The sequence below is a fragment of the Amycolatopsis decaplanina DSM 44594 genome (genome assembly GCF_000342005.1).
In the GTDB taxonomy this organism is placed as follows: domain Bacteria; phylum Actinomycetota; class Actinomycetes; order Mycobacteriales; family Pseudonocardiaceae; genus Amycolatopsis; species Amycolatopsis decaplanina.
The window spans coordinates 72,380-99,159 of sequence record NZ_AOHO01000079.1; the positions used below are offsets into that span (position 1 = coordinate 72,380).

At 69.4% G+C, this 26,780-nt stretch carries 26 protein-coding genes and 2 tRNA genes; 16 read left to right on the forward strand and 12 right to left on the reverse strand.

The features are described from left to right. Positions 1–1,473: a sensor histidine kinase gene (locus H074_RS36535; protein WP_039924336.1), complete on the reverse strand. Its 1,473-nt coding sequence runs from the start codon at positions 1,471–1,473 to the stop codon at positions 1–3. Beyond that, entirely contained in the window at positions 1,451–2,200 is a 750-nt protein-coding gene (locus tag H074_RS36540; RefSeq protein ID WP_007035132.1) for a response regulator transcription factor, read from the reverse strand. Before H074_RS36540 ends, H074_RS36535 begins: the two co-directional genes overlap by 23 nt. Positions 2,201–2,370: 170 nt before the next feature. Between H074_RS36540 and H074_RS36545 the strand changes: the two genes are divergently transcribed. Next, positions 2,371–2,982 carry a hypothetical protein gene (locus H074_RS36545; protein WP_007035133.1) on the forward strand — a complete coding sequence of 204 codons (612 nt, stop codon included), beginning with the start codon at positions 2,371–2,373 and terminating at the stop codon, positions 2,980–2,982. Here the strand turns inward: H074_RS36545 and H074_RS36550 are convergent. After that, the gene (locus H074_RS36550; RefSeq protein ID WP_007035134.1) at positions 2,976–4,049 is read right to left on the reverse strand and encodes a hypothetical protein; all 1,074 of its coding nucleotides are present in this window, start codon (positions 4,047–4,049) and stop codon (positions 2,976–2,978) included. The genes H074_RS36545 and H074_RS36550 overlap by 7 nt on opposite strands. Positions 4,050–4,101: 52 nt before the next feature. Here H074_RS36550 and H074_RS36555 point away from each other — a divergent pair, with 52 nt between their 5' ends. The 3 genes from H074_RS36555 to H074_RS36565 all read left to right on the forward strand — a co-directional run bounded on the left by H074_RS36555 (position 4,102) and on the right by H074_RS36565 (position 6,198). Beyond that, positions 4,102–5,271 (forward strand): sensor histidine kinase, encoded by a 1,170-nt coding sequence (locus H074_RS36555; RefSeq protein ID WP_007035135.1) that lies wholly within the window; start codon positions 4,102–4,104, stop codon positions 5,269–5,271. Next, the gene (locus H074_RS36560; RefSeq protein WP_007035136.1) at positions 5,268–5,921 is read left to right on the forward strand and encodes a response regulator; all 654 of its coding nucleotides are present in this window, start codon (positions 5,268–5,270) and stop codon (positions 5,919–5,921) included. The genes H074_RS36555 and H074_RS36560 overlap by 4 nt, the downstream gene beginning before the upstream one ends. A gap of 70 nt (positions 5,922–5,991) precedes the next feature. Beyond that, entirely contained in the window at positions 5,992–6,198 is a 207-nt protein-coding gene (locus H074_RS36565; RefSeq protein WP_007035137.1) for a hypothetical protein, read from the forward strand. A gap of 60 nt (positions 6,199–6,258) precedes the next feature. On the opposite strand, the gene H074_RS36570 is transcribed toward H074_RS36565, so the two are convergent. After that, the gene (locus tag H074_RS36570) at positions 6,259–6,714 is read right to left on the reverse strand and encodes a nitroreductase family deazaflavin-dependent oxidoreductase (protein ID WP_007035138.1); all 456 of its coding nucleotides are present in this window, start codon (positions 6,712–6,714) and stop codon (positions 6,259–6,261) included. Positions 6,715–6,831: 117 nt separating this feature from the next. Here H074_RS36570 and H074_RS36575 point away from each other — a divergent pair, with 117 nt between their 5' ends. Continuing rightward, positions 6,832–7,521 (forward strand): TetR/AcrR family transcriptional regulator, encoded by a 690-nt coding sequence (locus H074_RS36575; RefSeq protein WP_039924337.1) that lies wholly within the window; start codon positions 6,832–6,834, stop codon positions 7,519–7,521. Here the strand turns inward: H074_RS36575 and H074_RS36580 are convergent. Together H074_RS36580 and H074_RS36585 are read right to left on the reverse strand one after the other, a co-directional pair. Continuing rightward, positions 7,505–8,128, reverse strand: a complete 624-nt coding sequence (locus tag H074_RS36580; protein WP_007035140.1) for a TetR/AcrR family transcriptional regulator — start codon at positions 8,126–8,128, stop codon at positions 7,505–7,507. The two genes, H074_RS36575 and H074_RS36580, sit on opposite strands and share 17 nt — an antisense overlap. A 9-nt stretch (positions 8,129–8,137) precedes the next feature. Continuing rightward, positions 8,138–8,332, reverse strand: a complete 195-nt coding sequence (locus H074_RS36585) for a hypothetical protein (protein ID WP_007035141.1) — start codon at positions 8,330–8,332, stop codon at positions 8,138–8,140. Between the two features lie 170 nt (positions 8,333–8,502). On the opposite strand from H074_RS36585, the gene H074_RS36590 reads away from it, so the two are divergent. Beyond that, positions 8,503–10,026: a 3-hydroxyacyl-CoA dehydrogenase gene (locus tag H074_RS36590; protein WP_007035142.1), complete on the forward strand. Its 1,524-nt coding sequence runs from the start codon at positions 8,503–8,505 to the stop codon at positions 10,024–10,026. 65 nt (positions 10,027–10,091) lie between these two features. Here H074_RS36590 and H074_RS36595 read toward each other — a convergent pair whose 3' ends face one another. The 4 genes from H074_RS36595 to H074_RS36610 all read right to left on the reverse strand — a co-directional run bounded on the left by H074_RS36595 (position 10,092) and on the right by H074_RS36610 (position 16,469). Beyond that, a complete protein-coding gene (locus H074_RS36595) occupies positions 10,092–12,911 on the reverse strand; it encodes a PQQ-dependent sugar dehydrogenase (RefSeq protein ID WP_007035143.1) in 2,820 nt (939 codons plus the stop codon). Between the two features lie 191 nt (positions 12,912–13,102). Further along, positions 13,103–13,777 carry a L,D-transpeptidase gene (locus H074_RS36600; protein ID WP_039924339.1) on the reverse strand — a complete coding sequence of 225 codons (675 nt, stop codon included), beginning with the start codon at positions 13,775–13,777 and terminating at the stop codon, positions 13,103–13,105. Positions 13,778–13,871: 94 nt separating this feature from the next. Further along, positions 13,872–14,756, reverse strand: coding sequence for a serine/threonine-protein kinase (locus H074_RS36605; RefSeq protein ID WP_007035146.1), 885 nt, complete (start codon positions 14,754–14,756; stop codon positions 13,872–13,874). Positions 14,757–14,807: 51 nt separating this feature from the next. Then, the gene (locus H074_RS36610) at positions 14,808–16,469 is read right to left on the reverse strand and encodes an N-6 DNA methylase (RefSeq protein WP_007035147.1); all 1,662 of its coding nucleotides are present in this window, start codon (positions 16,467–16,469) and stop codon (positions 14,808–14,810) included. 77 nt (positions 16,470–16,546) lie between these two features. Here H074_RS36610 and H074_RS36615 point away from each other — a divergent pair, with 77 nt between their 5' ends. The 6 genes from H074_RS36615 to H074_RS36640 all read left to right on the forward strand — a co-directional run bounded on the left by H074_RS36615 (position 16,547) and on the right by H074_RS36640 (position 21,221). Continuing rightward, a complete protein-coding gene (locus H074_RS36615; RefSeq protein ID WP_007035148.1) occupies positions 16,547–17,293 on the forward strand; it encodes a PP2C family protein-serine/threonine phosphatase in 747 nt (248 codons plus the stop codon). 72 nt (positions 17,294–17,365) lie between these two features. Further along, positions 17,366–17,450 (forward strand) — tRNA-Ser (locus tag H074_RS36620). A gap of 140 nt (positions 17,451–17,590) precedes the next feature. After that, entirely contained in the window at positions 17,591–17,851 is a 261-nt protein-coding gene (locus H074_RS36625) for a hypothetical protein (RefSeq protein WP_005167132.1), read from the forward strand. A 3-nt stretch (positions 17,852–17,854) separates the two neighbouring features. Beyond that, positions 17,855–18,100 (forward strand): hypothetical protein, encoded by a 246-nt coding sequence (locus tag H074_RS36630; protein WP_007035149.1) that lies wholly within the window; start codon positions 17,855–17,857, stop codon positions 18,098–18,100. 15 nt (positions 18,101–18,115) lie between these two features. Next, positions 18,116–20,857 carry an FtsK/SpoIIIE domain-containing protein gene (locus tag H074_RS36635; RefSeq protein WP_007035150.1) on the forward strand — a complete coding sequence of 914 codons (2,742 nt, stop codon included), beginning with the start codon at positions 18,116–18,118 and terminating at the stop codon, positions 20,855–20,857. After that, complete coding sequence (locus H074_RS36640; RefSeq protein ID WP_007035151.1) at positions 20,850–21,221, forward strand: hypothetical protein; 372 nt, start codon at positions 20,850–20,852, stop codon at positions 21,219–21,221. The genes H074_RS36635 and H074_RS36640 overlap by 8 nt, the downstream gene beginning before the upstream one ends. A gap of 67 nt (positions 21,222–21,288) precedes the next feature. Here the strand turns inward: H074_RS36640 and H074_RS36645 are convergent, their stop codons facing one another. Next, positions 21,289–23,766: an endonuclease/exonuclease/phosphatase family protein gene (locus tag H074_RS36645; RefSeq protein ID WP_039924342.1), complete on the reverse strand. Its 2,478-nt coding sequence runs from the start codon at positions 23,764–23,766 to the stop codon at positions 21,289–21,291. 196 nt (positions 23,767–23,962) lie between these two features. Here H074_RS36645 and H074_RS36650 point away from each other — a divergent pair, with 196 nt between their 5' ends. From H074_RS36650 to H074_RS36660, 4 genes are all read left to right on the forward strand, one after another. Further along, positions 23,963–25,291, forward strand: a complete 1,329-nt coding sequence (locus tag H074_RS36650) for a BNR-4 repeat-containing protein (RefSeq protein ID WP_007035153.1) — start codon at positions 23,963–23,965, stop codon at positions 25,289–25,291. A gap of 124 nt (positions 25,292–25,415) precedes the next feature. After that, positions 25,416–25,586, forward strand: a complete 171-nt coding sequence (locus H074_RS41225) for a hypothetical protein (RefSeq protein ID WP_167333196.1) — start codon at positions 25,416–25,418, stop codon at positions 25,584–25,586. A 243-nt stretch (positions 25,587–25,829) separates the two neighbouring features. Beyond that, on the forward strand, positions 25,830–26,375 hold the full coding sequence (locus H074_RS36655; RefSeq protein WP_039924344.1) for a DUF305 domain-containing protein: 546 nt from the start codon (positions 25,830–25,832) through the stop codon (positions 26,373–26,375). Between the two features lie 42 nt (positions 26,376–26,417). Beyond that, positions 26,418–26,505: transfer RNA gene (locus H074_RS36660), tRNA-Ser, on the forward strand. A gap of 47 nt (positions 26,506–26,552) precedes the next feature. Here the strand turns inward: H074_RS36660 and H074_RS36665 are convergent. Then, entirely contained in the window at positions 26,553–26,759 is a 207-nt protein-coding gene (locus tag H074_RS36665) for a CsbD family protein (protein ID WP_007035155.1), read from the reverse strand. Positions 26,760–26,780 lie beyond the last annotated feature (21 nt).

A 26,780-nucleotide genomic window follows, 5' to 3' on the forward strand; every position in this document is an offset into this window, starting at 1 on the left:
TCAGGCGGCCCGGAGCACGACCCGGAATTCCGTGCGCCCCGGACGGCTGGTGACCCCGACCCGCCCGCCGTGCGCGGCGACGACGGCCGCGACGATGGCCAGGCCGAGTCCGGTGCTGCCCGCCGCCCTCGATCGCGAATCGTCGCCGCGGGCGAAGCGTTCGAAGACCTCCGGAAGGATATCCGGCGGGATCCCCGGACCACTGTCGGCAATGGACAGTGTCACCGTCGAGTCCACTATGGACAGCGAGGTGGTGACCCCGGTGCCCGCCGGGGTGTGCGTGCGCGCGTTACCCAGCAGGTTGATCACCACCTGGTGCAGCTGATCCGCGTCACCGAGGACGGTGATCGGTTCCGGCGGGACCTCCAGCAGCCATTTGTGTTCCGGCCCGGCGACGTGCGCGTCCGCGACGGCGTCCGCCACCAGCCGGGAGAGATCGACCGGCTGGTGCACCACCGGACGGCCGGAGTCGAGCCGTGCGAGCAGCAGCAGATCCTCGACCAGACCGGTCATCCGCGTCGACTCCGACTCGACCCGGCCCATCGCGAACGCGATATCGGGCGGCACCTCGGAGCCGGACCGCCGGGTGAGCTCCGCGTAGCCGCGGATGGCCGCGAGCGGGGTCCGCAGTTCGTGGCTGGCGTCCGCGACGAACCGGCGCACCCGGCTTTCACTGGCCTGGCGGGCGGAAAGCGCGTTCGAGATGTGGCCGAGCATGCGGTTGAGCGCGAAGCCGACCTTGCCGACCTCGGTCCGCGGATCAGTGTCCACTTCGGACACTCGCTCGGACAGCGCGACCTCGCCGCGGTCCAAGGGGAGTTCGGCGACCCTGGTCGCGGTGGCGGCCAGCCGGTCGAGGGGTTTCATGGTGCGCCGCACGGTCACCGCGCCGAGCGCGCCCGCCAGCAGGATGCCGCCGACGGCGACCCCGCCGAAGATGAAACCGAGGTTCCACAAGGTATCCGTGACGTCCTTGGTGGGCAGTCCGGTGATCGCGACCCCGCCGCTCGCCGTCTGCTTCGCCATCACGCGGTACTCCCCGAGCGAGCCCAGTTCGACGTCGGTGGGCTCGTTGCCCGTCGTCGACCGCAGCAGGGTGGCGACCTGGGACGGGCTGATCTCGTCGTGCGGGAACGGGTCGGTGACCTTCGCGTCGTAGCTGGACCGGAGCACGGCGGCGAGCACGCGCCCGTCCGGGAACACGTTCACGAACAGCGAACCGGTGCTCTGCCCGTACGCGCGCAGGCCCTCCGGAACCCTTTCGCCGCCTGGACGTCCCGGTGGCGGCGGACGGCTCGCGCGTTCACTGGTCTCGCGGAGCCGCGCGTCGAGCTGGCCGATCAGGAAGTCGCGCAACGCCAGTTCGGTCACCACGCCGACCACCAGGCAGACGAGCGCGAGCAGCCCCGCGACCTGCGCGATCAGCCGCCGTCGCAAGGACCACGGCCGCCTACCCCGCGGGCTTGAGGACATACCCGGCGCCGCGCATCGTGTGGATCATCGGTTCCCTGTCGGCGTCGATCTTCTTGCGGAGATAGGAGATGTACAGCTCGACGATGTTGGCCTGGCCTCCGAAGTCGTAGCTCCACACCCGGTCCAGGATCTGCGCCTTCGACAGCACCCGCTTCGGATTGCGCATGAGATAACGCAGCAGTTCGAACTCGGTCGCGGTCAGCGGCACCGGATCGCCACCGCGGTGCACTTCGCGGCTGTCCTCGTCCAGGGTCAGGTCGCCGACGACCAGCATCGATCCGCTCGGCCCGGCGACCCCGCCCGCGCGGCGGAGCAGCGCGCGCAACCGCAACGCGACCTCCTCCAGGCTGAACGGCTTGGTGACGTAGTCGTCGCCGCCCGCGGTGAGCCCGGCGATCCGGTCCTCCACCGCGTCCTTGGCGGTCAGGAACAGCACAGGCAGGTTCGGCACCTCGGAGCGCAGGCGGCGCAGGACGTCCAGGCCGCTCATGTCCGGCAGCATGACGTCCAGCACCACCGCGTCCGGCCGGAATTCCCTGGCGACGCGGACGGCCTCGATACCGTCGGCGGCGGTGCGGATGTCCCAGCCCTCCATGCGCAGCGCCATCGACACGAGTTCGGACAAGGTCGCCTCGTCGTCGACGACCAGCACTCGCACGGGGCTGCCGTCGGCACGGCGCAGGCCGGCCTTCGCGGAACCGGACGAAGGGACGTTCACACTGGTCATGGTGCCATCCTTGGCGGCGCCGATGAGGCTTCTCTGTGTACCGCCTGTGCGTTTCCTGTGAACGATCACCCCGCCGGGGAGGGAATCACAGCGCGTGCCCACCGACGGCACAGCTCCCGCACAGCGACGGCGCCGACCATGGCCGCAACCGAGTACACGGAGGCGACCAGATGACCGAACCGACCGAACCCGCCGGACCGCCGGCGGACGAGACCGCCGCCTGGGGCGCGCCCGCCCCGGCGGGCGAACCGAAGAAGGCCTGGTCGGGCCGCAAGACCGCGATCGCGGCCGGGGTGGCGGTGGTGATCGCCGCCGGTGGCGGCGCCGCGATCTGGGCCGGGACCGCCGCGAACGGTGCCGAACAGGGCGGGATGATGGGCGGTCCCGGCGGCGGCCGGATGATCTTCGGCCCTGGCGGCGGGATGCCGCGCGACGCGCTGCACGGCGACTTCGTCGTCTCCGACGGCAACGGCGGCTACAGCACCGAGCGGATGCAGACCGGGGAGATCACCGAGATCAGCGCGACGTCCGTCAGCCTGACCAGCAAGGACGGCTACAAGCAGGTCTACACGATCGATTCGACGACACGGAAGACGGGCGATCCCAAGACCGGCGAGACGGTGACGGTGAACGCCAAGGTCACCGGGAACACCGCGACGGCGACGAGTATCGGCAAGGCAGGGCAGAACGGCGGGCCGGGTCAGGGCCGGCGAGGTCAACGGCAGCAGGGACAGGGCCAGCCGGGACAGGACGGGCCCGGCGGACCACCGCCCGGCTACTGACGCAGGACGGCGAGCAGCGCGGCGGCCGTCTCGGCGGGTTCCTGTCCGGAGGTGTCGAGGACGACGCGGTCCCCGCCGGAATCCCGCATCCGTGCCGCCTCGGTGACCGCGCGGGCTGCCACCCGGTCCCGCACACCGGGCGGCGCGCCGCGGAGTTCGTCACCGGCCAGCAGTGCCGACTCGCCCTCGGCCCGGCGCCCGACGCGCTCGGTGAGCGTCGGGTCGTCCGCGTCGAGATGGACGACCGTGACCTCCTCGAAGACCCGCCGGTGCTCCGGACGGAATTCCCTGGCGACGACGAGCAGTCGCTTCGCTCCGGCCTCGCGATAGCCGCGCCAGACGACCGCCAGGTTCGCCGCCTCCACGGCCGGATCCGGGCCGGGGTGCGCGAACCCGAGTTGCGCGAGATCGACGTAGGCGACGGGCATCCCGTGCTCCCAGAGGTCCCGCAGCGCGCTGAACGCGGCCGTCGACTTGCCGACCGCCGTCGGGCCGGTCACCACGGTCACCGGTCCGGGCTGCGGTTCCACGACGGCAGGCGTCCGGACCGGCCCGTCACCCACGACGCAGCGTGGGAGCAACGCCTCCACGGTCTCCTCGGATCGCTGCCCGGTCGTGTCCATCTCCTCGCCGAAACCCGTGCGGTCGTAGGCGTCCGCCACCGCGAGGAGATCGGGCAGGGCCGCGGCGGGTGATCCACGGCCGAGGAACCGGCTCCGGAGTTCGTCGCGATCACAAACCAGCCGGACGAGCGTGAGGTCGAAGTCGCGGCCCTCGAAGTACGGCTCGACCCCGTTCTCGGGATCCACCACACCGGAAACGACGAGCTGCCCGGCGCCCCGCGCACGCAGGACTTCCAGCACCCGCAGCAGGTTGGCCGCCTTGATCGCGTGCGCGGCGTCGCCGCCGCCGGGAGGCGGGCCGATCAGCCCGAGCTGATCGATGTCGACGTACGCGACAGTGCCACCGGCTTCCACGAGACGCGTGTACAACCCCCAGGCGGTGGTCGATTTCCCCGTTCCCGGTGCCCCTGTCGTCCAGAGCACGGGAGTCTTCGCGGTCCCCATGGCTTTCGATCTTAGGAACCCCCGTCCAGCGAAATAGGGCAGAGTTGGACGCGTGCGGGACATCAGTGGTTCGCTGGCGAGACAGGCCTGGGCGGTCGCGACCGTCTGCCTGGTCGCCGACGCCGGGCTGTTCCTCATCGCCGGACCGCCGCTCTCGCTCGGCTGGCAGGCGTGGGTGGTGCTGCTGGGCGGAATCCTCGCGAACGTCGCGCTCGCCGGGCCTTCGCGGTATTCCGGCTGGGTTTCGGCCGCGCACGGCGCGCTGCTCACCGCCGCGCCGCTGCTGCTGTACCCGTACGACCACTACCTGCAGGCCACCAACGCGGGCGTGCTGATCGCGGGTTACCGCGCCGGCGCCTGGCTTTCGGCCGAACCCGCGCTCGCCGCGCTGGCCGCGATGCTCGCCGGGCTCGTCGCCTGCAACCTCATCCCGGTCGACAGGGGCGACCGGGACTGGCGGCTGCTGCTCATCGAAGTCGGTATGAGCGGACTGCTTCCGTGGATGGTCGGCCGCTACACGACGGCGCGGCGCGCGTACATCGCCGATCTCCAGCGCGCGGAGGAACAACGGCGGCAGCACGAAGCCGAGGCGGTCCGCCGCGCCGTCGCCGAAGAACGCACGACGATCGCCCGCGACCTGCACGACGTGATCTCCCACCACGTCAGCGCGATCGGCGTGCACGCCGGCGCCGCGCGACTCGGGTTGCCCGACGGCGAACCCGCCGTGCGGCGTTCGCTCTCCGCCGTCGAATCGTCGAGCCGGGCCGCGATGGCCGATCTGCGGCGTCTGCTGGATCTGTTGCACGGCAAGGAGAACGGCGACGCACAGCGGCAACCGGGGCTCGACAACCTCGACGAGCTGCTCGACAACCTCCGCACCGCCGGGCTGCCCGCGCGCCTGACGAGCCACGGCGGGCCGCGGGAACTCCCGGGTTCGGTGGACATCGCGTTGTACCGCATCACGCAGGAGGCGCTGACGAACGCGCTCCGGCACGGCTCCGGCGGGATCGTCGAGATCGACCTCGCCTACCGGCAGACGGAGGTGATCCTCACGATCACGAACGAGATCGGCCGCCCGAACGCGTCGGCCGAGTCGACGAAACGCGGCCTCGCCGGGATCAGGCAGCGGGTCGCTTTGTTCGGCGGACAGGCGGAATGCGGACCGCTCCGCGACGGCCGCAACTGGCGGGTCCGCGTCGGTTTTCCTTTGGAGGCAAAGTGATCCGGGTTCTGCTCGCCGACGACCACGCGATGTTCCGGTCCGGGATGCGCGCGGTGCTGGACACCCAGGCGGACTTCGAATGCGTCGGCGAGGCGGCGGACGGGCGCGAGGCCGTCACGCGGGCGGCCGCGCTGCGCCCGGACGTCGCCGTGCTCGACGTCCGGATGCCCAAATTGGACGGTCTGGCCGCGACCGAGGCGATCATGTCCGCGCCAGGGAACGACACCCGCGTCCTCGTGCTGACGACCTACGACTCCGACGAGTACGTCTACCGCGCGCTGCGGGCCGGTGCGAGCGGATTCCTGTTGAAGAGCCTCGCCCCCGAAGAGCTCGTGTCGGCCATGCGGGTGGCCGCGCGCGGCGACGCGCTGATCGACCCGACGGTGACCCGGCGGCTGGTGTCGGCCTTCGCCACCAGCATCGAACCCGCGGCCGCCGAACCGGCGGAACTGGAACGACTCACCTCACGCGAACGCGAAGTCCTCCTGCTCGTCGCCGACGCCTCCAGCAACGCGGAGATCGCCGCGCACCTGCATGTGGGCGAGGAGACGGTGAAGACCCACGTGTCCCGGATCCTGGCGAAGCTCGGGCTACGGGACAGGGTGCACGCCGTCGTCTACGCCTACCGCAACGGTCTCGTCGGCGGATGATGATCGGTTCGCCGGACGGGGCTCCCGGTGCCAGAATCGCCGCAAGGCACGTCGAGGCGGGGAGCTGTGGATGAAACGCTGGGTCACGCTCACGATCGGGCTGGTCTTCCTGCTGGTCGGCGGTGTCTGGGTGCTCCAGGGCGCCGGCGTGCTGACCGGCAGCTTCATGACCGGGCAGAAACTGTGGTTCCTGATCGGGCTGGTCGCGTTCCTGATCGGGGTGGTGCTGGTGACGGCCACCGCCCGCCGCACGCGACGGGCACCCACTGACGACTAGGGCGAGTCGTCCGCCCAATCACGTGTGTCGTCGATCCAGTCACGTGTAAGGCAACCAGGATCACGCGACACTGGCGATCTTGAAGATCGGGTAGCCGGGCGCGATCTCGCGGAGCTTCTCGTCGGACGACTTCGCGTCGGCACCGTCGAAGAACACGCCGACCTCGAACTTCCAGCGCTTGAGGTACGCGCGCAGGATCTCGGGCTTCTCGTCGTCGGCGAGTTCGGTGTAGGTGAACGTCTCGGTGCGGCGCCCGACGGTGAGCTGCCCCTCACCCGCGACGCGCAGGTTGCGCACCCACTGCGTGACACCGCGGGGCGCGACCAGGTAGCGCTCGCCGTCCAGCTTCAGCAGATTGACCGGGACCGAGCGCAGTTCGCCGCTTTTCCGGCCGCGGACCGAGAGCACCCGGCTGCCCAGGACGCTGATGCCGAGCCTCGTCAGCTTGAGCACGAACGCGTTGAAGGCGTGGGCCGCCTTGGCGGGTTTGACGTAGCGGGTTTCGGCGGCTGTCATCTCGTCTCCTCGAAGTCTTCGAGAGCAGTGCTCTCTGTTAAGAGCAGTGAACACCAGAGCAGTGCATCATGTCAAGAGCACTGCTCTCTTTTAGGTGCGATGCTCTATGGTGAGAGCATGGCCGCCACCCAGACCGCGCGCGAGCGCGCCCGCGCCGAACTCACCCGCGAGATCAAGGACGAAGCCCGCAGCCAGCTCGCCGAAGTCGGCGCGCTCGGCCTCTCGCTCCGCGCGGTCGCGCGAGAGCTGGGCATGGTCTCGTCCGCGCTCTACCGGTACTTCTCCAGCCGCGAAGAGCTGCTGACCGCCCTGATCGTCGACGCCTACAACGCCGTCGGCGAGGCCGCGGAGGCCGCCGACGACCCGAAGAAGGCCCCACTGGAACGGTGGGAGTCGATCTGGCACGCGGTCCGCACCTGGGCGAAGGCGCACCCGCACGAGTACGCGCTGATCTACGGCTCGCCGATCCCGGGCTACCAAGCCCCGCAGGACACCGTCGCCCCGGCCGGCCGGGTGGCGTTCGCGCTGGTCGCGGTCCTGCGGGACGCGAATCTCCGGGTCGAGACCGAGGTCGGCGAGATGCCCGTCGGGCTACTGCACCAGCTTGACGCCGTCACCGGAATCCTCAAGGTCAACCTGGCTCCCGAGACCGCCTCCCGGCTGATCATGGCCTGGACCCAGCTGTTCGGGATGATCAACTTCGAGCTGTTCGGCCAATACGTCGGCTCCGTCGACCCGGCGGACGACTTCTTCGCGCACGGGATCCGTCAGATGGCCGAGTTCACCGGGATCAAGATGCCCGGCTGAGCGCGGTCCACGACCGCATCAGCAGCTGGACGGCGTCCACCACGTCCTCGTCGCCAGTCCCCTCGGGGCTGAGGAGGCGCTGCAGCAGGAGACCGTCCTCGAGCGCGTGCAGGATCAGCGCGAGAAACGCCGGGTCGGCGGGCGGTTCCACGCCCCGCGCGGCGAGTTCGGTCCGGATCGAGGTCTCCAGCAATGCCCTTGTCGACTTCTCGCCTTCGCCGACGAGCGGCCGTGCGCCGGGGTTCCGCAGCGCGTAAAGGGCCAGCTCGGTGCGCAAGGTCAGCCAGCCGGCGAGGTGTTCGGCGCGCTCGACGTTCCACGCGCGCAGCCGGTCCATCATCTCGGCGAAGGAGCCGACGCCTTCGCGCAGCGCGGCGACCTCCTCGGCCTCGCGCCGGGTCCGGCGGCGCAGCAGTTCGACGACCAGCTCGTGCTTGCCGTCGAAGTTGCCGTAGAAGGCGCCGCGGGTGAATCCGGCCCGTTCGGCGATCTGCTCGACGGACGTGCCGTTGACCCCTCGTTCGGAGAACAGTTCGGCGGCCGCCGCGAGCAGGCGCTGCCTGGTCTGCTCGCGGCTTTCTTCCCGCGTCAAGCGCTTCGCCGTCACACGGCGATCTTAGAGCTCCTGTTCGGCCTTCCGGCCGGTCAGCCACACCCCGCCCGCGAGGACGGCGGCGGCGACCACGACGGCCAGGGCGGTGAGCGACCACAACGCCTGGCTCGCGAGGAAAGCGGCGACCGCGCCGAAGAGGACGGCGACGAGGAGCAACGGCGTGGTCCGGATGGCTGCGGCGGCGGGGACGGTGGCCATGGGAACTTTCCCTTCGGGGGTCGTGCACGGAACACTCGGTTTTCGCGGATGGGACCGCGCCGGGTCGGTGGCCTTACGCCGACTGGGGCGCGGATCACCCTTCCGGGCGATATACCGGCGTGGCGGCTAGCGTCACGCCGGGGACGACATCGAGGGAAAGGCGGCTCGCGGTGGAGAAGTGGGCGGAGCAGGTCGGCAGGATCCGGGTCATCGGAACCGGGGTGATGGGCCGGGGCATCGTCCAGCTCGCCGTGACGGCGGGACTCGAAGTCGAGCTCGCCGACGCCCGGCCCGACGCGGTCGGCGAGGCCATCGACCACGTCGGCGCGATGCTGGGCAAGCTCGCCTCGAAGGGCAAGATCACCGAGCAAGTCGCCGAGTCCGCGAAGGGCAGGCTGATCGCGGCCGAGAGCCCGCTGGCTCCCGCCGACGGCGTCGACCTCGTGGTCGAAGCGGTCCGTGAGGACCTGGAGATCAAACGCACGCTGTTCGCCGAACTGGAACGTGTATGCGGCCCGGACACCGTGTTCGCCACCAACACCAGTTCGCTTTCGGTCACCGAGATCGGTGCCGCGCTGACCGATCCCGGCCGGTTGCTCGGCCTCCATTTCTTCAACCCGGTCCCGCTGATGCGGCTGGTCGAGGTCGTGCCCGGCGTGCGGACCGCCGCGTGGCTGCCGCCCGCCGTGACCGAACTCGTCCGCGGCTGGGGACACGAACCCGTCCTCGCCCGCGACGCGCCGGGCTTCCTGGTCAACCACGCCGGCCGCGGGCTGGGCACCGAGGCGCTGCAGATCCTCGCCGAAGGAATCGCGAGCCCGGCCGAGGTGGACCGCGTCGCACGCGACGTGCTCGGACTGAAACTCGGCCCGTTCGAACTGCTCGACCTCACCGGTCTCGACGTCTCGCACGCCGTGCTCGAAAGCATCTGGAGTGGGTTCCACGGCGAACCGCGGCTGCGGCCGTCGTGGCTGACGCGTCCCCGCGTCGCCGCCGGGCTGTTCGGCCGCAAGAACGGCGAAGGCTTTTACGGCTATGCCGACGGGCGGCAACAGGTCGAGCCGGAACCGGCCGCGCCGGAAACCCCGGCCACCCCGGTGTGGGTCGACGACGAACGCCTCGGCACGCTGCTCTCGTCGGCGGGTATCCAGGTCGTGCACTCCGCCTACCCGGACACGGTCCTGATCGTCAGCCCGATCGGTTCGTCCACTGTGGACACCGCGCTCGCGGCGGGTCTCCCGGCGGAACGGGTCGTCGGCGTCGATCCCCTCGGCGGCTACGCGAAACGCCTGACGCTTTCGGTCCACCCCGCGCTCGACCCGGCCGCCGGCCGCACCGCCTGGGGCGCGCTCGCCGCGACCGGGCTGCCGGTGACCGTGGTCCGCGACGGCCCCGCGCCGATCGCGCAGCGGCTGCTGGCGTCGATCGTCAACACCGCCTGCTTCATCGCCGGACAGCGGCTCGCGACGCCCGAGGACATCGACACCGCCGTCCGGCTCGGCCTCGGCTACCCGCGCGGACCGCTAACCTGGGGCGACGAAGCGGGCGCGGATCTCGTGCTGAGGGTCCTGCGCGGCCTCGTCGCGAGCACCGGCGACCAGCGCTACCGACCGAGCGCCTGGCTCACCGAACGCGTCGCGCTCGGCCTGCCGCTCACCTCGACGGGCACCTCACCGGCCGATCTGCTGCGCTGAAGTACATGAAGGCCCCCTTCCTTGCGCCTGACGCAAGGAAGGGGGCCTTCATGTACTGACCGCTATTACCAGCGGCGGTCGGTCACCGCCCCGTTGGAGGCGTTCCAGAACACATAACCGCCCTGGAAGTTGTTCTGCCGTCCACCGGACACAGCGAACTCGTCGGTGGTCGGGTACCTCAGATACCCGGCCTCCCAGCCGAGCGCCTCCCAGCGCTGCCGGATGGCACCGTAGACCCCGTGCGCGTCGGTCTGCATCGTCCAGTAGATCGAGCCGGCCTTGGTGAAGTGGACGTACCGGCCGATACCGTCCGGCGTCGTCGCCTCTTCCATGGTCGGGTACCCCATGGGTCCCGCCTCCCAGCCGAGCGCTTCCCACCGGACGCGGATCCGGCCCCAGATCGCCTTGGCGTCGGTCTGCAGCGTGTAGTAGATCGACGCGTTCTTGCTGAAGTGGTTGTAGCGGCCGATCTGGTCGGGCGTGATGTGCTCGTCCGTGGTCGGGTAGCCGAGTTCACCGGCCTCCGCGCCCAGCGCCTTCCACTTCACCCGGATCCGGCCGTACACCGGATGCGCGCCCGTGTTCACCGTGTAGTAGATCGACGACTGCATCTTGCCGGGCCACATCGGGAAGTCGTTGTAGCGGCCGATGGTGTCCGGCGTGGTCATCTCGTCGGTCGCGGGCGGGCCGAACTCCTTGTGGCCGCCCATGGCGAGGTACTTCTTGAGGATCTCGCCCTCGATCTGCTTCACGCCCGTGTCCTTCGACCAGTACAGCCGCCCGCGCTCGTAGGTGCGGAACCTGACCGTGCCGTCGACGGCCTCGGGCGCGGTCGGCGCGCCGAGTCGTTGCGCCAGCGCGGGTTCGTCGCGGTAGCGCTTGTCGATCGGGGTGATGTAGTTCGCCGTGATCGTCTGGTCGGTGGTGCCCATGGTGATGGTGGTCAGCCGCCCGATGGCCCCGTTGGACCAGCCGGTGAAGGTCGACGCGCCGTCCGAAGCGACCTCGGCCGCCTGGATCTCCACGGACGCGCCTTCGACCACCATCGCCGAAGCGGCCCCGCCTTCCGGCGTGATGCCGAGCGCCGCGGCGACGTTGCTGGTCAAGGTCAGCCGGTGCTCGCGAGGCTTCGCGATGTAGGTCTTGGAGACCGTGACGCCGGCGCTGTCGGTCGCCGACGCGGTGAACTCCAGGTTGGAGTCGGTGTGGTCGGTGAACGGCATGGCGAACTCGGGGCCGGTGGCGCCCTGGTCCGGATGCGCGTGGCAGACCGCGTTCTCCGGGCAGTGCCGGACCAGGGTGGTCCAGGTGACCGGAAGGTCGCCGTCCTCGGTGTCGGTGACGGTCGCGCCGGCCTTGACCTCCTCGCCGACCGCGAACAGGCGGTCACCGGGGTCGGTCATGGTCAGCTTCGGCGAGTGGTTCCCCGGCGCCACGGCGATGTCCGTGCTCCCGGACGCCTGCAGGCCGTCCTTCACCGTCAGTCTGGCGGTGAACCTCTCGGTCCCCGCAGCGTAGGTGTGGCTGACCTTCGCCCCGGTGCCGGTGGCGCCGTCGCCGAAGTCCCACTCGTAGGTCAGCGGGTCGTTGTCGAAGTCGTACGAACCGCTGCCGTCGAAGGAGACCGTGCGGGTTTCGGGGTTCGTCTCGGAAGTGGCCACCGCGACCGGCGCCTTGTTCCCGGTGGTGTAGCTGAGCCGTCGCAGCATGCCGCTGTAGATGTCGGCGTAGACGATGTCACCGTTGGCCGCGGCCAGGAATTTGACCGGGCCGCCGATGCCGGTGAACTTCGGCGGCGTCTCCTGCGGGCGGACGATCCGGCCCTGCGTGTCGTACTTGGCCGTCCACAGCTTCTGGGTGGCGTAGTCGCCGAAGAAGTACGCGCCCCGGTATTCCTCCGGGTACGACTCTCCATTGTAGACAATTCCGCCGGTGATGCTGTTGCCGTTGTCGATGCCCTCGCCGTGCCGTACCGCCAGCATCGGCGGGGTGTTCACGGCCGACGCGCACTGCGGCATCGCGGAGAAACCGTCGGCGGGCTGGTTGCCCTCGAAGCAGGGCCAGCCGAGATTCCCGCCCTTCTGGACGAAGTTGATCTCCTCCCAGGTGCCCCAGCCGACGTCGCCGACGACCGGCAGGCCGGTGCTCGCGTCGAGACTGAACCGGAACGGGCTGCGGAAACCGCTCGCGAAGACCTTGGAGCGCAGGGAGTTCGGGTTCGCCGCGGTGTAGTACGGGTTGTCCGGTACGCCGGCGCCGTCCGCGGTGATGTGGAAGATCTTGCCGTAGATCTTGTCGAGGTCGTACACGTTGAGCGCGAAGGGGTCGGCCGCGCCCTGGAACCGGGAGCTGTCACCGGTCGAGACCCACACCGTGCCGTCGGGGGCGGCCACGACACCGGTGATGCCGTGGATGTCGGTGTTGGCCGGGCCCTCGATGAGCACCTTTTCGCCGGTCAGCCCGGTCGGCTGCGCGGTGCCGGACACCGTCCAGCGCGAGGCGCGCAGGGCGATCCCGCCGGGGACGTCGATCGCGCGGGCCGTGTAGATCGCGCGGGAGGTGGCGTAGTCGGGCGCGATCGCGATCCCGACCAGCCCGAGGTCACCGGTGCTGCGGACCGGGAGGGTGGCGATGCTCTCCGCCTGCCCGGTGGTGGACACCCAGGCGACCTTGCCGCCCTTACCGGTGGTCAGGATCGATCCGTCGGGCAGGTAGGCGAAGTCGGTCAGGTCGAGCGCGGCCTGGCCGCTCGGCTGGTCCCGCAGGACGAAGCCGGGCGGCAGCGTCGGCGCCGCGGACGCGGCGGTGGACAGCAAAGGCACGAGCAACGTCGCCACCATCAGCGCCACGACGGCGTGACAGAGCGCACGGAATCTCGAAGGCATGCAAGAGCCCCTTTCCCCAGTCGAACGTCTCATCGACGGGTTCCAGGTGGACATTTCACACTTTCGAGTGCTTTTATCGAACTGTGATCACCACCGTCGGCCGATCACCTGACCCGTGCTCCGGGTCCACGTGATGTAGCCGCTCTGGAAGCTGTTCGGCCGTCCGATGGGGATGCGCGGCCCAGCGCCGGTCAGGCCACGACCTGCACCACGTCGCCGCTCTGCAGCGTCGTGAAGTACTTCTGCGAAGCCGCCGCGGACAGGTGGATGCAGCCGTGCGAGTACACCGAGAGGCTGCCGGTGTGGAACGCGATACCCGGCAGGAAGAACACCGAGTTCGGCATCGGCGCGTCGAAGGCCTTCGAGTGGTAGTTCTTGACCTTGGCCGAGACGTGGAAGACGCCGGTCGGCGTGGCGTGTCCCTTCTTGCCGGGCAGCTGCTTGACCGGGCCGTAGATGACCTTGCCGTCCTGCAGCAGCCACGTCTTCAGCGCGGAGAGGTCCACGCAGGCGCTCACGCCCGGCGAGGCCAGCGCGGCCTTGCAGGGCACGTCGGCGGCGTTCGCGGCGGGCTTGACCGCCGGTTTCGGCGTGGGCTTCGGCGTCGGCTTGGGCTTCGAAGACGTCGGCGCCGGCTTGGAACTGCTGCTGCTCGGCGTCGGTGTCTGGGAGGACGTGGCCGGTACCGAAGACGGCACCGTCGGCACCGTCGGCACCGTCGGCGCCGACGTGGTCGTGGTCCCGCCCGCCGGGTCGCCCTGCGCGACGGCGCCGCCACCGGGCACGCCGCCACCGGCGTTGCCGGAACACGCGGTCAGCACCAGCGCTGTGGCCAGTGCGGTCACCCCCACCAGGAACTTCTTCACGACCCTTACCCCCGCTTGTCCGTAGTCCGTCCGACATGGGTAAAGACGGAGCTCACCCATCCGGGGTTGTAGATCGGAAGGTCACGATCGCGTCTCAGGGCACGCGGCCGACGACCCGCGCGTACATCCGGCCCGGATTGGCGCCTTCGTCCAGATATCCGGGCAGCGGTGGCAGGTCCCGCGCGAACACGGCCAGCCGCCCGAACAGTTCGTCCGCGTCGCGAGGCCGCCGTTCCGGGTCCTTCTCCAGCAGGTCCGCGAGCAGCGCGTTCAGTCCACCCGGGACACCGTCCACTTCGGCCGGGCTCTCCTTGACCTGCTTCTCGAACACCGCGTACGCCGTCGGGCCGGTGAACAGCTGCCTGCCGGTCAGCATTTCGTGCAGGACGCAGCCCAGCGCGTACAGGTCGCTGCGCGGCCCGGCGATCCCGCGCTGGATCTGCTCGGGCGCCATGTACGCGGGGGTGCCCAGGATCTGCCCGGCGCGGGTGAACTGGGCGACGTCGGTCTCACGCAGCATCGCGAGCCCGAAGTCGAGCACCTTCACGCTGCCGTCGGGGCACAACATCAGGTTGGTGGGCTTGAGATCGCGGTGACAGATGGAAAGCGCGTGCGCGGCGGACAGCACGGCACAGGCCTGCGCGGCGATGGCCGCCGCCCACGGCACCGGAAGCGGCCCGTGTTCGGCGGCGAGATCGGCGACGGTCACGCCCTCGATGAACTGCATGACCTGGTACAGCCGCTCGTCGTAGGTGCCGAAGTCGTACAACGTCGGCGCGCCCGCGTGTTCCAGGGTGGCGAGGATCCGCGCCTCGCGGATGAACCGCTGTTCGAGTTCGGCGTCCGGACCGCTGGGAAGCCCGAGGAACTTCACCGCGACACGGCGGCCGAGATGCCGGTCGTGGCCCGCGTAGACCGCGCCCATGCCACCCCGGCCGAGCGGCAGCTCGTCGAGTTCGTAGCGATCGGCGATCAGCAACCTCGTCTCCCCCCACCGCCACCCTCAACGGAGAAGCTTCGCTTCCAGCACCTATCCGGACTCCGGCTTGAGCTGTCCTTCGGTGAGCCCCGCCAAGCCTAGCCTCACCAGCTCCAGGCCCGATTCCGCCGCCTCGCGCAGGGCGTCCTCGAAGGCGGCGAGCCGGGTGAACGCCTCCCCGTGGGCGCGTTGCGTCTCGATCGGCAGGCGCGGGATCCGGGTGCGTTTGAGGTCGATCCTGGTCGAGGAGGACGGCGCGAGCTGCCCGGCCGCGCGCAGGCAGCCGGCGAGGAAGGCGGCGTCCAGCCGTTCGGGATCGGTGCGATACGTCGACATCGGGGGCTCCGCCGGGAACGATGCTCCACTGTGGACATACGCGGGTACGGCGGGCGACGCGACGACATCGCCCTCTTCCACCGATTCCGGCACGGTGAGCACCCCGGACTTCAGCAGTTCGCCGATCGTGACGAACGAGGGCTTCTCGTCGGACACCATCAGCGACGGCAGTTCCGGCCGGATCCCCTCGAAATGCCTTCGGATTTCGAGAAAGGCCTCGCCCGCGTGTTCGTCCCGTGCCTGATACCGGGCGGGGGAAAGGTCGATCTCCTCGTCGAGCAGGTCGATGATCCGGACCGCGCCCGGCACTTCGGCACCGCGCAGGTGTTCCCGCCACTGTTCCTCCACAGTGGACGGATCGGCCAGCAGGAGCAGGCGGGACGGCGGCCGCTCCCCGGATGCCGGGCGTCGCAGCAGCCAGAGATCCGCGCCGCCGACCGTGACCACGGCACGCAAAGCCCCGGCTCGCAACAGGTTCCCGCGGATCCGACGCCCGGTGCGGCGTCCGGCGGCGGCGGACGGCATGCGGATCGCCACCAGCCCGCCGGGTTTAACGTGCGCGAGGCAGTGCTGGACCCACGCCAGTTCCGGTTCGCCGCGCGGCGGCTGGCCGTACTCCCAGCGCGGGTCGCCGACGAGTTCGTCGTAACCCCATTCCCTTTCGTTGAACGGCGGATCGCAGACGACGGCGTCCGCGAGAACCCCTTCGTAGGAGTCCATCGACAGGGCGTCCGCCCCGTACATCTCCATATCCGCGCCCGCGAGCAGCAACCGATGCGCGGCGATGCACGAGGTCGCCGGATCGTCGACCTGGCCGAGCAGGCGGGTCCCGCCGGAGGCCAGCAGCAGCGTCCCGAGTCCGCACGCGGGGTCGAGCACGACGCCGGGTTCTGGACCGATGAGCCGGGACATCAACGCTGCCACCGGTTCCGCGGTGACGGACAGCTGACGGGAGTGCGCCTCGACGTAGCGTTCGCACAGGAACTCGAAGGCCGCACGCGCGCCTCGCTCGTCGGCGAAGCGGTCCAGCAGTTCGAGCAGTTCGGCGTCGTCGTAACGGGGCGAGAATGTCCATTCCCGGCCGGAGCGCCGCAACAGGAACGAACCCACCCGGCCGACCCGCAGGCCCAGAGACAGGTCGTCGCCCAGGTTCCGCAGCCGCTGCCAGATCCGGTCCCCGAGCGAGATCTCGAACGGTTTTCCCCGCTCACGCAGCCACTTTTCGACGGCGACCAGGGCAAAGAGGGGGCTCGACGCCGTTCCGCCGACGGGTGGCGGAAAATCGCCGTAACGTCGGCGCCAGTTGCTGACGGCGGCGCGGCCGACGCCGGCGATCCGCGCGATGTCCGCCGCGGAGACGGTGGCTAGCTCCTCCATCGCCGCATCGTAACCGACAGCTGACCATTCCAGCCCTTTGTTTGTGAACTCAGTACACAGCTGCTTTACTGGGGTCCATGAGGTACACCCTTCGGTACGCCGCCGGCTCGGACGTCGGGCGGCGCCGCCAGGTCAACCAGGACTCGGTCTACGCCAGCACCAGGATGCTGGCGGTCGCCGACGGCATCGGCGGCCAGCCGCACGGCGAGGTGGCCAGCGCCGAGGCCGTGGGCGTCCTGTCCCGGCTCGACTCGGACCTCCGCGGCTTCGACCTCGCGGACGTCGACCTGGTCGAGGTGCTCTCCGGCGGGCTTCGCACCATCGACGACCGGCTCGCCGCGACGGCCGAGCAGGAGCCCGAGACGCGCGGCATGGGCACCACCCTGACCGCGCTGCTGTTCGACGGCTCCCACTTCACGGCCGCCCACATCGGCGACTCGAAGGGCTACCTCCTCCGCGACGGCACACTTCGGCGCTTCACCCGCGACCACACCCTCGCGCAGGCCCTCGCGGACGACGGGCGCATCGACCCGTCGGAAGTCGAGGGACACCCTCGCGGCTCACTGTTGATGAAGGCACTCCTGAGCACTGGGAGCGGCGAAGCGGACATCTGGACCTTCGACGCCGCCCCCGGAGACCGTCTTCTGCTGTGCTCGGACGGGTTAACGGCAACGGTTGCCGAAACCGTTATCAAGGACATCCTGGGCGCCTTCCAAGACCCCGCCGAGACCGTCCCGAGGCTGATCGACCTGGCCAACGAGGGCGGCGGACCGGACAACATCACCTGCGTCGTCGCCGACGTTCTCGCCCCCGCGACCGCTTGAGCCCGCGAAGCCGCAGACGCAGGTCAGACCCGCCTTCGCGGGGGCGAAAGGGCATCCGGTAAAGTTCCCCACGGAGGATTGGCCGAGCGGCCTAAGGCGCACGCTTGGAAAGCGTGTTGGGTTCACGCCCTCGCAGGTTCGAATCCTGTATCCTCCGCCGTCAGCAAGGCCCCGGACGTTCCGACGTCCGGGGCCTTGTTGATTACTTCGCAGGACCTTCACTTAACAGAGTCAGATGATCACGCTAAGTTTAAGTGTGGTCGTTCCAGCCCCCGACGTCCCAAGGAGTCCGCCAAAATGGCCGGAGTCGAAGAGATCCGCGCTGGTATCGCGCTCGCGAACGAGAAGGCATCCGCGAGCATCGCCGCTCTTCAGCAGGCAGCGCAGTCTCTCGAAGAAGCCCAGCTTTCCCTGTCGCAGGCCACTCAAGGCAGCACCCAGCACGAGGTGAGCCAGGCGCACGGGCTGCTCGCCGAGGCCCTGCAGGGCATCACCGGGATGCAGAGCACCATCCAGGCGGGCATCTCGTCGGCCGAGTCGTATTCGACCCGTCTGTAGAGCATGTACCTCGAGGAGCTCCACCAGCTGCTGACGGCCGTCCAAGCCGGCCTCGCCGACGGACGCGCCCATGCCGAGCGGGCCAGAAGCCTGCTCGAGGAGTCCAGGCGCGCCATCGTGGAGCCTCAGGCCCAAGCCGTGCCATGGGTGCCGCCTCAGCTGGCGCAGGCCGACGAGGGAATGGAAAACCTCCTGACGCGCCTTTCCGTCGCTGACGACCTGGTCAGCGGCTACCAATCCCGCCTCTGAGATCGGCGAGCCGGTATGGGCAGCAAAGCGAGTGAACAACGCAATCGCGTCGCCACGGCGCTCGAGCGGGTCCGGCACCAGATCGGGCTCGTCCTCGGCGCCGCCGCCGGCGCCCGCCAGTCCGCCGAGGCGGAACTGGCCAAACTGGAACTGGAACAGCACATAGTCCGGGTGGGGATGAACAACTCCACTTCGGAGCAGTACGCCGAGTGGTCGCGGCACCCCGCCGCGAACGAGGTGTTCGGCCTGCTCGGGAATGTGCGCGGCCAGTTCTACGCCGACTGGGAAGCGGGCCCGAACGCGTTGCGCGAACTCGTCGCGCACAACGCGCCCGGCCCCGCGAGCCAGCCGCCGGGCAACTGGCTCGGCCGGGTCGGCGGGAATCCCGGCATCACCGCGCCGGGGCTCTGGCGCGTCGGCTCGGCGACCGTGCCGGGCAAGGACGTGCCACGCACGTTCGATGTCGCGATGCCCCTGCTCGACGAGTCGCATCTGTCCATCACGTCGGCACCGAAGACCCGGGCCGCGGTGGACGGCATCGTGCAGAACCTGCTGATGCGGATCCTGAGCACGTTCGAACCCGGCGCGGTACGCGTCCACCTGTGGGACGTCGGGCAGCTGACCGCGATCCTCCCCGACCTGTACCCGCTGAGCCGCACCAGCGCGCTCACCCTGTACGACCCGGGACGGCTCGAAGACCTCCTCGACGAACTGGCCGGGCATATCCGCCGCATCCACGCGACCGGGATGCAGGCGGGGCACACGTCGCTGCGGGAGATCCGGCGGGCGAGCGGCCAGCGCGTCGAACCGTTCCGCGTCGCGGTGCTCTACGGCAACGGCGAGACCCTCGAACCGGAGCGCGCCCGCGAACTGAAACGCGTCGCCACCGGGGCGCTCGCGGCCGGGATCTGCCTGATCCTGATCGACGTGCCGACCACGCTGTCGACCTCGGTCGAATCGCTGAGCCTGCACGACGACAGGCACGCCGTCAGCAGCATGACCGGCCCCGACCTGATGGTCGACCTCGATCCGCCGATGCCGTCCGGGCAGGTCATCCGGGCCGCCGGGCGGATCGCCGAGGCGCTGATCGCCAAACAGGGCGGGCCCCGGGCGTTCGCCGACCTGCTGCCCACGGAGCTGGGCAAGGAGAGTTCGGCTCGGGAATTGCGGGCGCCGGTCGGATTCTTCGAGGGCGAGCCGGTGGAGGTCGTCATCGGCGACGCCAGCCCGCACGCGCTCATCGGCGGGCCGAGCGGTTCGGGGAAGACGAACTTCCTGTACTCGCTGCTCGGCAGCCTCGCGGCGCGGTACTCGCCGGACGAACTCGCGCTGTACCTGCTGGACTTCAAGGAAGGCGTGTCGTTCGCGGGGCTCGCGCCGGGGCGGCGGGACGCCAGCTGGCTGCCGCACGCCAAGCTCATCGGGGTCAACGTCAACACCGACCGCGAGTTCGGCCTGGCGCTGCTGCGGTTCCTCGCCGACGAGCTGCGCCGCCGGTCCGCCGCGGCGAAACTGCACGAGGTCACCAACCTCGCGGACCTGCGCGAACAGGACCCAGGCGGGCACTGGCCGCGGATCGTCGCGGTGATCGACGAATTCCAGTACCTGTTCGCCGGCCGCGACGGCGTGACGGCGACCGCGACCCAGCTGCTGGAGGACATCGCGCGGCGAGGCCGGTCGCAGGGCATCCACCTGGTGCTGGCGAGCCAGGACGTCGCCGGGATCGAGGCATTCTGGGGCAAACCGGCGGTGTTCGAGCAGTGCACGCTGCGGATCGCGATGCCCAAGGCGCGGCGCGTGCTGTCCGAGACCAACAACGCGGCGGTCTCGGCGCCGAAGTGGCACGCGGTGATCAACCACGATTCCGGCGTGGCGCACGGAAACCAGCTCGCCCACGTGCCGGACGCGAGCAGCAAGGACGTCTTCAACAAGCTGCAGCACCGGCTTTGGGAACAGTACTCGGAGTCGTTCAAACGGCCCCGGCTGTTCGACGGCGCGCATTCCCCCGTGCTGGAACAGTTCCCGGCGTTCACCGATCTGAAGCCGACGGACAAGCCGCGGGCGCTGCTCGGCCAGTCGATCGACGTCGACGAGGCCGCCTGCGGCGTCGACCTGCCGAAGGCTCCGGGACGGAACGTCGCCGTCCTCGGCGCGGCCACGGCCGAGGCACTGTCCATCATGGACTCCGCCGCACGGTCCTTGGCCAAGCAGCACGCGCACGGTTCGGTGGACTTCGTGCTTTCGTGCCCCATCGAGGCATCCATGCCCGCCGTGGCCGAGCTCGCCGAGCGACTGCGCGCGGAGGGTCACGAGGTGACCCTGGTCGACGATCTGCCCGCCCGGGTAATCGATATCGCGGAGAAACTGTCCTCTTTGGAGAGAGCGCAGGTGCTGCTGCTGTATGGCGTCGACGCCTCGATCCCCGCGCTGGAGGCGAAGGCACCCGGACAGCTGAAGAGCGGTTTGGATCAGCTGCGGGTGCTGCTGAAGCAGGGTCCGGCACACGGCGTCCACACCATCGGCTGGTGGCGCAGCATCGCGCGGCTGAAGGACACGCTCGGCTTCGCCGGCACCGACGACATCGGTACCTGGGCGGCGCTGGACGTCCAGGGCAACGAACTGTCGCCGTTCGCCGCCGGGCAGGTCGTGCACTGGTCACCGAGACCGGGCCGAGCGCTGTTCTTCGATCGCACCACCCACGGCGCTCCTGAGGTGATCATCCCGTTCCAGCGTCCGGAAGGACTTCTCGATGGATGACGGCATCACCGCGGCCATGCGGTACAAGGAGATCGTCGGCCTCGCGCGCGCTTCGGCGGAGAACCTCCGAAACTGGGAGATCGGCCGCGCGGACGAACTGGAGGCCCGGCTCGCCGAAGCGCACCAGACCGTCGCGGACGCCGCCGAACGTGAGCAGCGCGCCGTCGACCGGTGCACACGCTGGTGGAAGATGGCGCAGCACAACGTCGAAGGTCTCTCGTGGCTGCCGGAGGACGAAGACCCGCGACCGGTACCGACCGCGCGGCCCGGGTACCTGGAGAAGTACCTGGAAGAGGTCAAGCCGAGCTACCAGGAACTCGTCCAGGCCGTTCTTTCCCTGGGGTGGCGCGCGAAACGCTCCTGACCCACCCCGCAATCAGTCACCTGCTTGCGATGGACACCCACGCAAGCAGGTGACTGATTGCGACGGGTTACGGCTTCGGCAGGTAGGGGCCGAGCACCTTCTCGAGGTAGTCCGCCAGGTCGTAGAACGCGTCCTGGACCGGGTTGCCGGCGCTCGGCCGGAACCGCAGCACCTGCGGGTCGTGGTCGCTCGCCTGCTTCGCGAACTCGGCGTTCAGGTGGACGACGTCGTAGTCGATCCCGCGCGGCGCCTTCGACGCCAGGATGTGGTCCAGCACCTGCGACTGACCCTCGAAGACGTAGCTGTACCGCTCGTTCTCGGGCAGCGAAGCGATGAGGTCCTTCAGCGCGCCACCGGCGGTCAGCGTCTTCACGGCGGGCGAGAACGGGTAGTCGTTCAAGTCGCCGGCCACGACGATGTTCGCGTTCTTGTCCGACGCGAGCAGCTTGTCGACGAACCCGCGGAGCAGGGTCGCCTGCTTGGCCCGCTGCACCTCGGAACTCCGGACCGGCGGCTGGTTGCGGCCGTGGGTCGGCTGGTCGCCGCCCTTGGAGTTGAAGTGGTTCGCGATGACGAACACGGTGCGGCCCTGGAAGACGAACTCGCCGACCAGCGGTTTGCGGCTGGCTTCCCACGCCTGGTCGCCGGGCTCGACCCGGCCGGGCGAGACGGTCAGGTGGGTCTTGCCGCGCTCCTTGACCACGCCGACCGGAGTGGTCGCGTCGCCGCCCTTGCGGTCCACAAAGGACACACGGGCCGGGTTGAACAGGAAGCCGACGCGGATGTTGCCACCCGGCTGGCCGCCGTCCTTGCCGTTCTCCGGGTCGATCTGACGCCACTCGTAGCGCGGGCCACCGGCGGCGACGATCGCGTCGACGAATTTCCGCAGCGTCTGGTCCGCGGCGATGGTGCCGTCGTTCGCCGGCCCGTTGTTGTCCTGGATCTCTTCCAGGTTCAGGATGTCCGGCTTCGCCAGGTTGGTGGCGATGGCCTTGGCCAGCTCGCCGAACTTCTCCGCACTGTCCAAAGCGGACAGGTTCTCGACGTTGTAGGTCGCCACGGAAAGCTCACCACCGCGCTGCGCGCGGGTGCTCTCCCGCTGCAACCCGTTGTCCTTGGCGGCGCCCAGCTTCGTCGCGAACAGCGTGTAGCCGCCGAAGTTGCTGTACTCGACCGGGCCGGAGGTCTCGCCGGTGAGCACGTCACCGGTGTTGACCTTCGGGAACGGGTGTTCGGCGAACGGGATCAGCGACGCGACCTTGAGCACGCCGGTGTTGAGCCGGTCGTAGTCCAGGTACACCGCGCCGCCGCGGACGCTCGGGTTCTGCTTCGGCTTGGTGGTCACGTAGAGCTCGTTGTACGACGACGTCGGGCCGACGACGCGCGCGTCCGAGACGCTGACGATCTCGCTCTCGTGCGTCTCCCAGAAGTCCAGCGAATACTTCGCCGGCTCCAGCGGCAACGGCTCGATGCTGCCGCCCGGCGCGGGGGCGACGGTGTCCGGGACCGTGTCCGGCGTGACGACGGTCGGCGCGGGCACGGGGTTCCCGCTCGACTCGACCGTCCACTGTGCACTCGTCAGCTCGGTGAGCGACTGGTACGGCGAGGTGGCGGGAGCGTCCGGGTAGAACTCGCGGACGGTGCCGGTGGCGCTCACCGCGTCACCGACGGCCACGGCGGGCGTGGTCGAGCCGGTGAAAACGAACAGGCCCTCGCTGGTGCGCGGATCCGCGTCGGGAGCGGTGTCGGTGATCCAGAACCCGCGGGCCGAACCGAAGCTCCGGATCGCGGTGACGACGCCGGTGACCCCGGCGACCTTCCGGTCCTTGAAGGGCGAGATCCGGGTGGCGCCCTGGATGTCGTGGATCTTGGCGTTCACCGGCGGCGGCCCGGTCTCACCCGGCGTCTCGCCCTTGCCGTTGGTCGGGGTGGGCGCACCGGAGGTGAAGTCGGCGGCGTTGTCGTCGGTGTCCGCGAGCGTCGCCCCCCTGGCGACGGAGGCGGTGTTGGACGGCGCGGGCGCCGCGGTCCCCTCGCGGATGACGGCGGCCGCGCCGAAGCCGACGAGGTCCTTGATCCGGGTGTCGGCCGCGCAGTCGGCGGCCGTCTTGCAGGTCAGCGCCGTGGTGCCCTGGACGAGCGCGATGGTGCCGGCGGTCGCGGACAGGGCCAGCGAGCCGGTGGCGTCCGGCGTCGGCAGCGCGACGGTGCCGCCCGAGCCCTTGGCCTGCGCCACAAGGTATCGAGCGCCCGGCGCGACGCTGCCGGTCAACGGCGTGACCTGCCAGCTGTTCCCCGACGCGGGCGCGTACTGGACGCTGAATCCGTCCAGGCTCACCGGGGCCGCACCGCGGTTGGCGAGTTCGACGAAGTCGTTCATCAGCGTGGCACCCGAGTTGCCGCCACCGCCGTAGACCTCGGCGATCACGGCGTCGGCGCTGGGCGCGGCGAGCGCGGCCGGAGCGGCGACACCGCTCACGACCAGGCCGGAGGCGACGGCCACGGTCAGGGCCCGTCTCCGGGCAGCACGTCGGGATGTGGTCACGCTGAGTCCCCTTTTCGCAAGATCGGTCGAGGCATACTCCCCCGAACAAGTGAAATGAGGAAGACGTCAAGGCAACGATTCGTCACCGCTAGCCCGTTCGGACCCCTGCTTTCGCAGGTTTCAGGGCTGGTTTTGCCGTGTTCTTACGTGAGAGGATCAAGCTCCGCCGCCTGCTACGCACCAGGAGGCGTTTTTCATGCGCAGACTGCTTTGCGCGCTCATCGCGGCGGGTCTCGTGATCCCGGTTCCCCCTGCGGCCGCCAAGCCACCGGAGAAGGCCGCGTTCGACGTGATGACCCCGGCGAGCACGGTCGCGTCCCGCACCGACCGGCGGCCGAACGCGGGCGGCGTCTTCGACCCGGTCGCGCGCAAGACCTTCATCTCGTGGTCCGGCAAGGCCGCGGACACCTACGTCCAGGCCTACGACCACCGGACCGGCTTCTGGACGGCGCCGAAGAAGATCGCCGACGGCGAGTCCGATCCGCACAACTACCCGACGATGGTGCTGGCCGGCGACGGCCACCTGCTGATCTTCCGCGGCATGCACAACACGCGGACCGTGATCAGCCGCGCGCCGCTCGCCCATTCCCTCGACGGCACCTGGACCGACACCGAGGTCCCCGAGGGTGACGCGGCGAGCTATCCGATGCCGGTCAAGACCGTCGACGGCACGCTGTTCCTGTTCTATCGCGAGACCACCAACAAACTGGACCCGACGGCGAACTCCGACTTCCGCCCGATGAAATACATCGTTTCCCGGGACCACGGGAAGACGTGGAAGAACTCCGTGCGGCTGACCGGGAAGCCGTGGGCGTTCGGCTCGCTGGGCCGGTCCGACCACATGGACGAGATCTACGTCGGACAGCTGCGGTACCTGCCGTCGGCCGGGCGGATCCAGTTCGTCTACACCCTCGCGGGCGGCGGTCCCACGCAGCACAAGCACGACGTCCATCACCGGAACGTCTACTACCTGTCGTTCGACGTCCGCACCCTGCGCTTCTTCTCCGCGGCCGGCCACGACCTCGGCACGCAGGTCGACGACGCCGAACAGGAGCGGTACCTCAAGGTCGTCGAAACCCCGCTCGAACTCCCCGGCGCGCTCAAGTCGCCGGACTACATCCTGCAGGCCGGTACCCAACGCGACGGCAAACCGTTCGTCACCTGGTTCCAGTTCGACGCCGCGGGCTCGCCGCGCGATTTCGCGGGCGCGTGGAACGGCCGGAACTGGGAAGTGCGCGAAGTCGCGAACGGGCTCCGATTGCGCGAGATCGAACAGCTCAATGGCGGCATTTGGCGCGTTTACGGAACACGTGACGGATTGCCGGGTATCGAAACCTTCTTGCTCGAGAACGGACGCGCCTGGAAGCCGGAAACCTTGATCACCACACCGAAACCGGTCCAGCGCGTCGAAGTGATCACCGGTTTCCGGGACCCCGCCCGCATTCTGGCGACCGGCGCTTCCAGCGCGCGTGACGTCTCCGTGGCCGACGGTGACATTTATGTCGCGGGCGCCCCGCACAAATAGCCCATTGGTGTTCCGCTGCCTTAAATGAACCTCAAGTCCGGGTACAAGTCGGCATTTCCGGAGCTACCTTGGCGGCGTGAGCGAGGACACAAATCCTCCCTCACGTCGCCGGAGGAGGTGTCCGATGGGCTGGCTCATCGCTGGTACGGCACTGGTTCTGCTGCTGGGTATCGCACTGGCCATCGATCTGCGCGACCGGAAACGCGGCGGACGTCCGGTGGCCTACTTCGGCGGAGCACGGCTCGACGCCGTGCTGCGCGAGGCCGACATGGGCGATCGGCACATGACCTTCTGACGCTCGCCGGGGAGGGCGAGCAGGGGGAGCTGGGGGCGCACCGCCGGTGCACGGGACCCGTCGGGGGAGGACGGAGCCCGTACACCGGCGGTGTGTCATTTCCGCCTCGTGAGTGGCTAGGACGGTTCTAACCGTCCTAGCCACTCACGAGTTCTTGCGCGGCTGATCCGATTTTGAACCGCCGGAAGGTCACAGCCGTATCACAGGACGGAGGGGCCGGTTCCCCTGACTACGGAGGTATCGATGCGACGGCGACTACAGATGGCCCTGTTCGCACTGGTCGTCTGGGTGCTCGCAGGCTGCACGACGGCCACGGGTGCCGCACCGGCGACGCCGGGCGCCAACCAGGCCGACATCACCTTCTCCCAGCAGATGGTCCCGCACCACCAGCAGTCGATCCAGGCCGCGAATCTGGCCTCGGAACGGTCGGCTTCCGAGTACGTGAAGGCCACCGCGGCCAAGATCGTGAAGGCCGAGTCCGCCGAAGTCCAGACGATGACCGCCTGGCTCCAGTCGTGGAACGCGGCCGTGCTTCCCGCGGCCGGCCACGCCGGGCACGCGATGCCGGGGATGATCACCGAAGGCCAGATCGTCTCGCTGCAGAACCTGACCGGCGCCGAGTTCGACAAGGTGTGGCTCCCGCTGATGGCCGAACATCTGCGCAACGGCGTCGCGATGGCCAAGACGGTGCTGTCGTCGGGTGAGCACGCCGAGACCAAGGCGCTCGCACAGGAGATCGTCGAGAACCAGACGGCGGCGATCGACGAGATCACCGCGCAGCTTTCTTGACCCCCTGAAGACCCCGAAAGACCCTCCGGTATTGTTCTCGGCGGTGGCGTGTCCGAGCGGCCGAAGGAGCACGACTCGAAATCGTGTGACGGTTAATACCCGTCCGTGGGTTCAAATCCCACCGCCACCGCAGCGAAGAGCCGGTCTCCACGGAGACCGGCTCTTCTGCGTTCGCGACTACTTGTTGAACTTGTCCTTGAGGTCCTGCACGCCGCCTTCCGCGCGGTCGCGCAGGTCGTGCCCGGCCTCCTTGACCTGGCCTTCCGTCTGGTCGGCCCGGCCGGAGTTCGCGAGGTCCTGGTTGTCGGTCTTCTCGCCGAGCTTCTCCTTGGCGGCGCCGATGGCCTGCTCGGCCTTGTCCTTCGCCTTGTCGAAAACGCTCATGGCGGACGTTCCTCCTTCGAC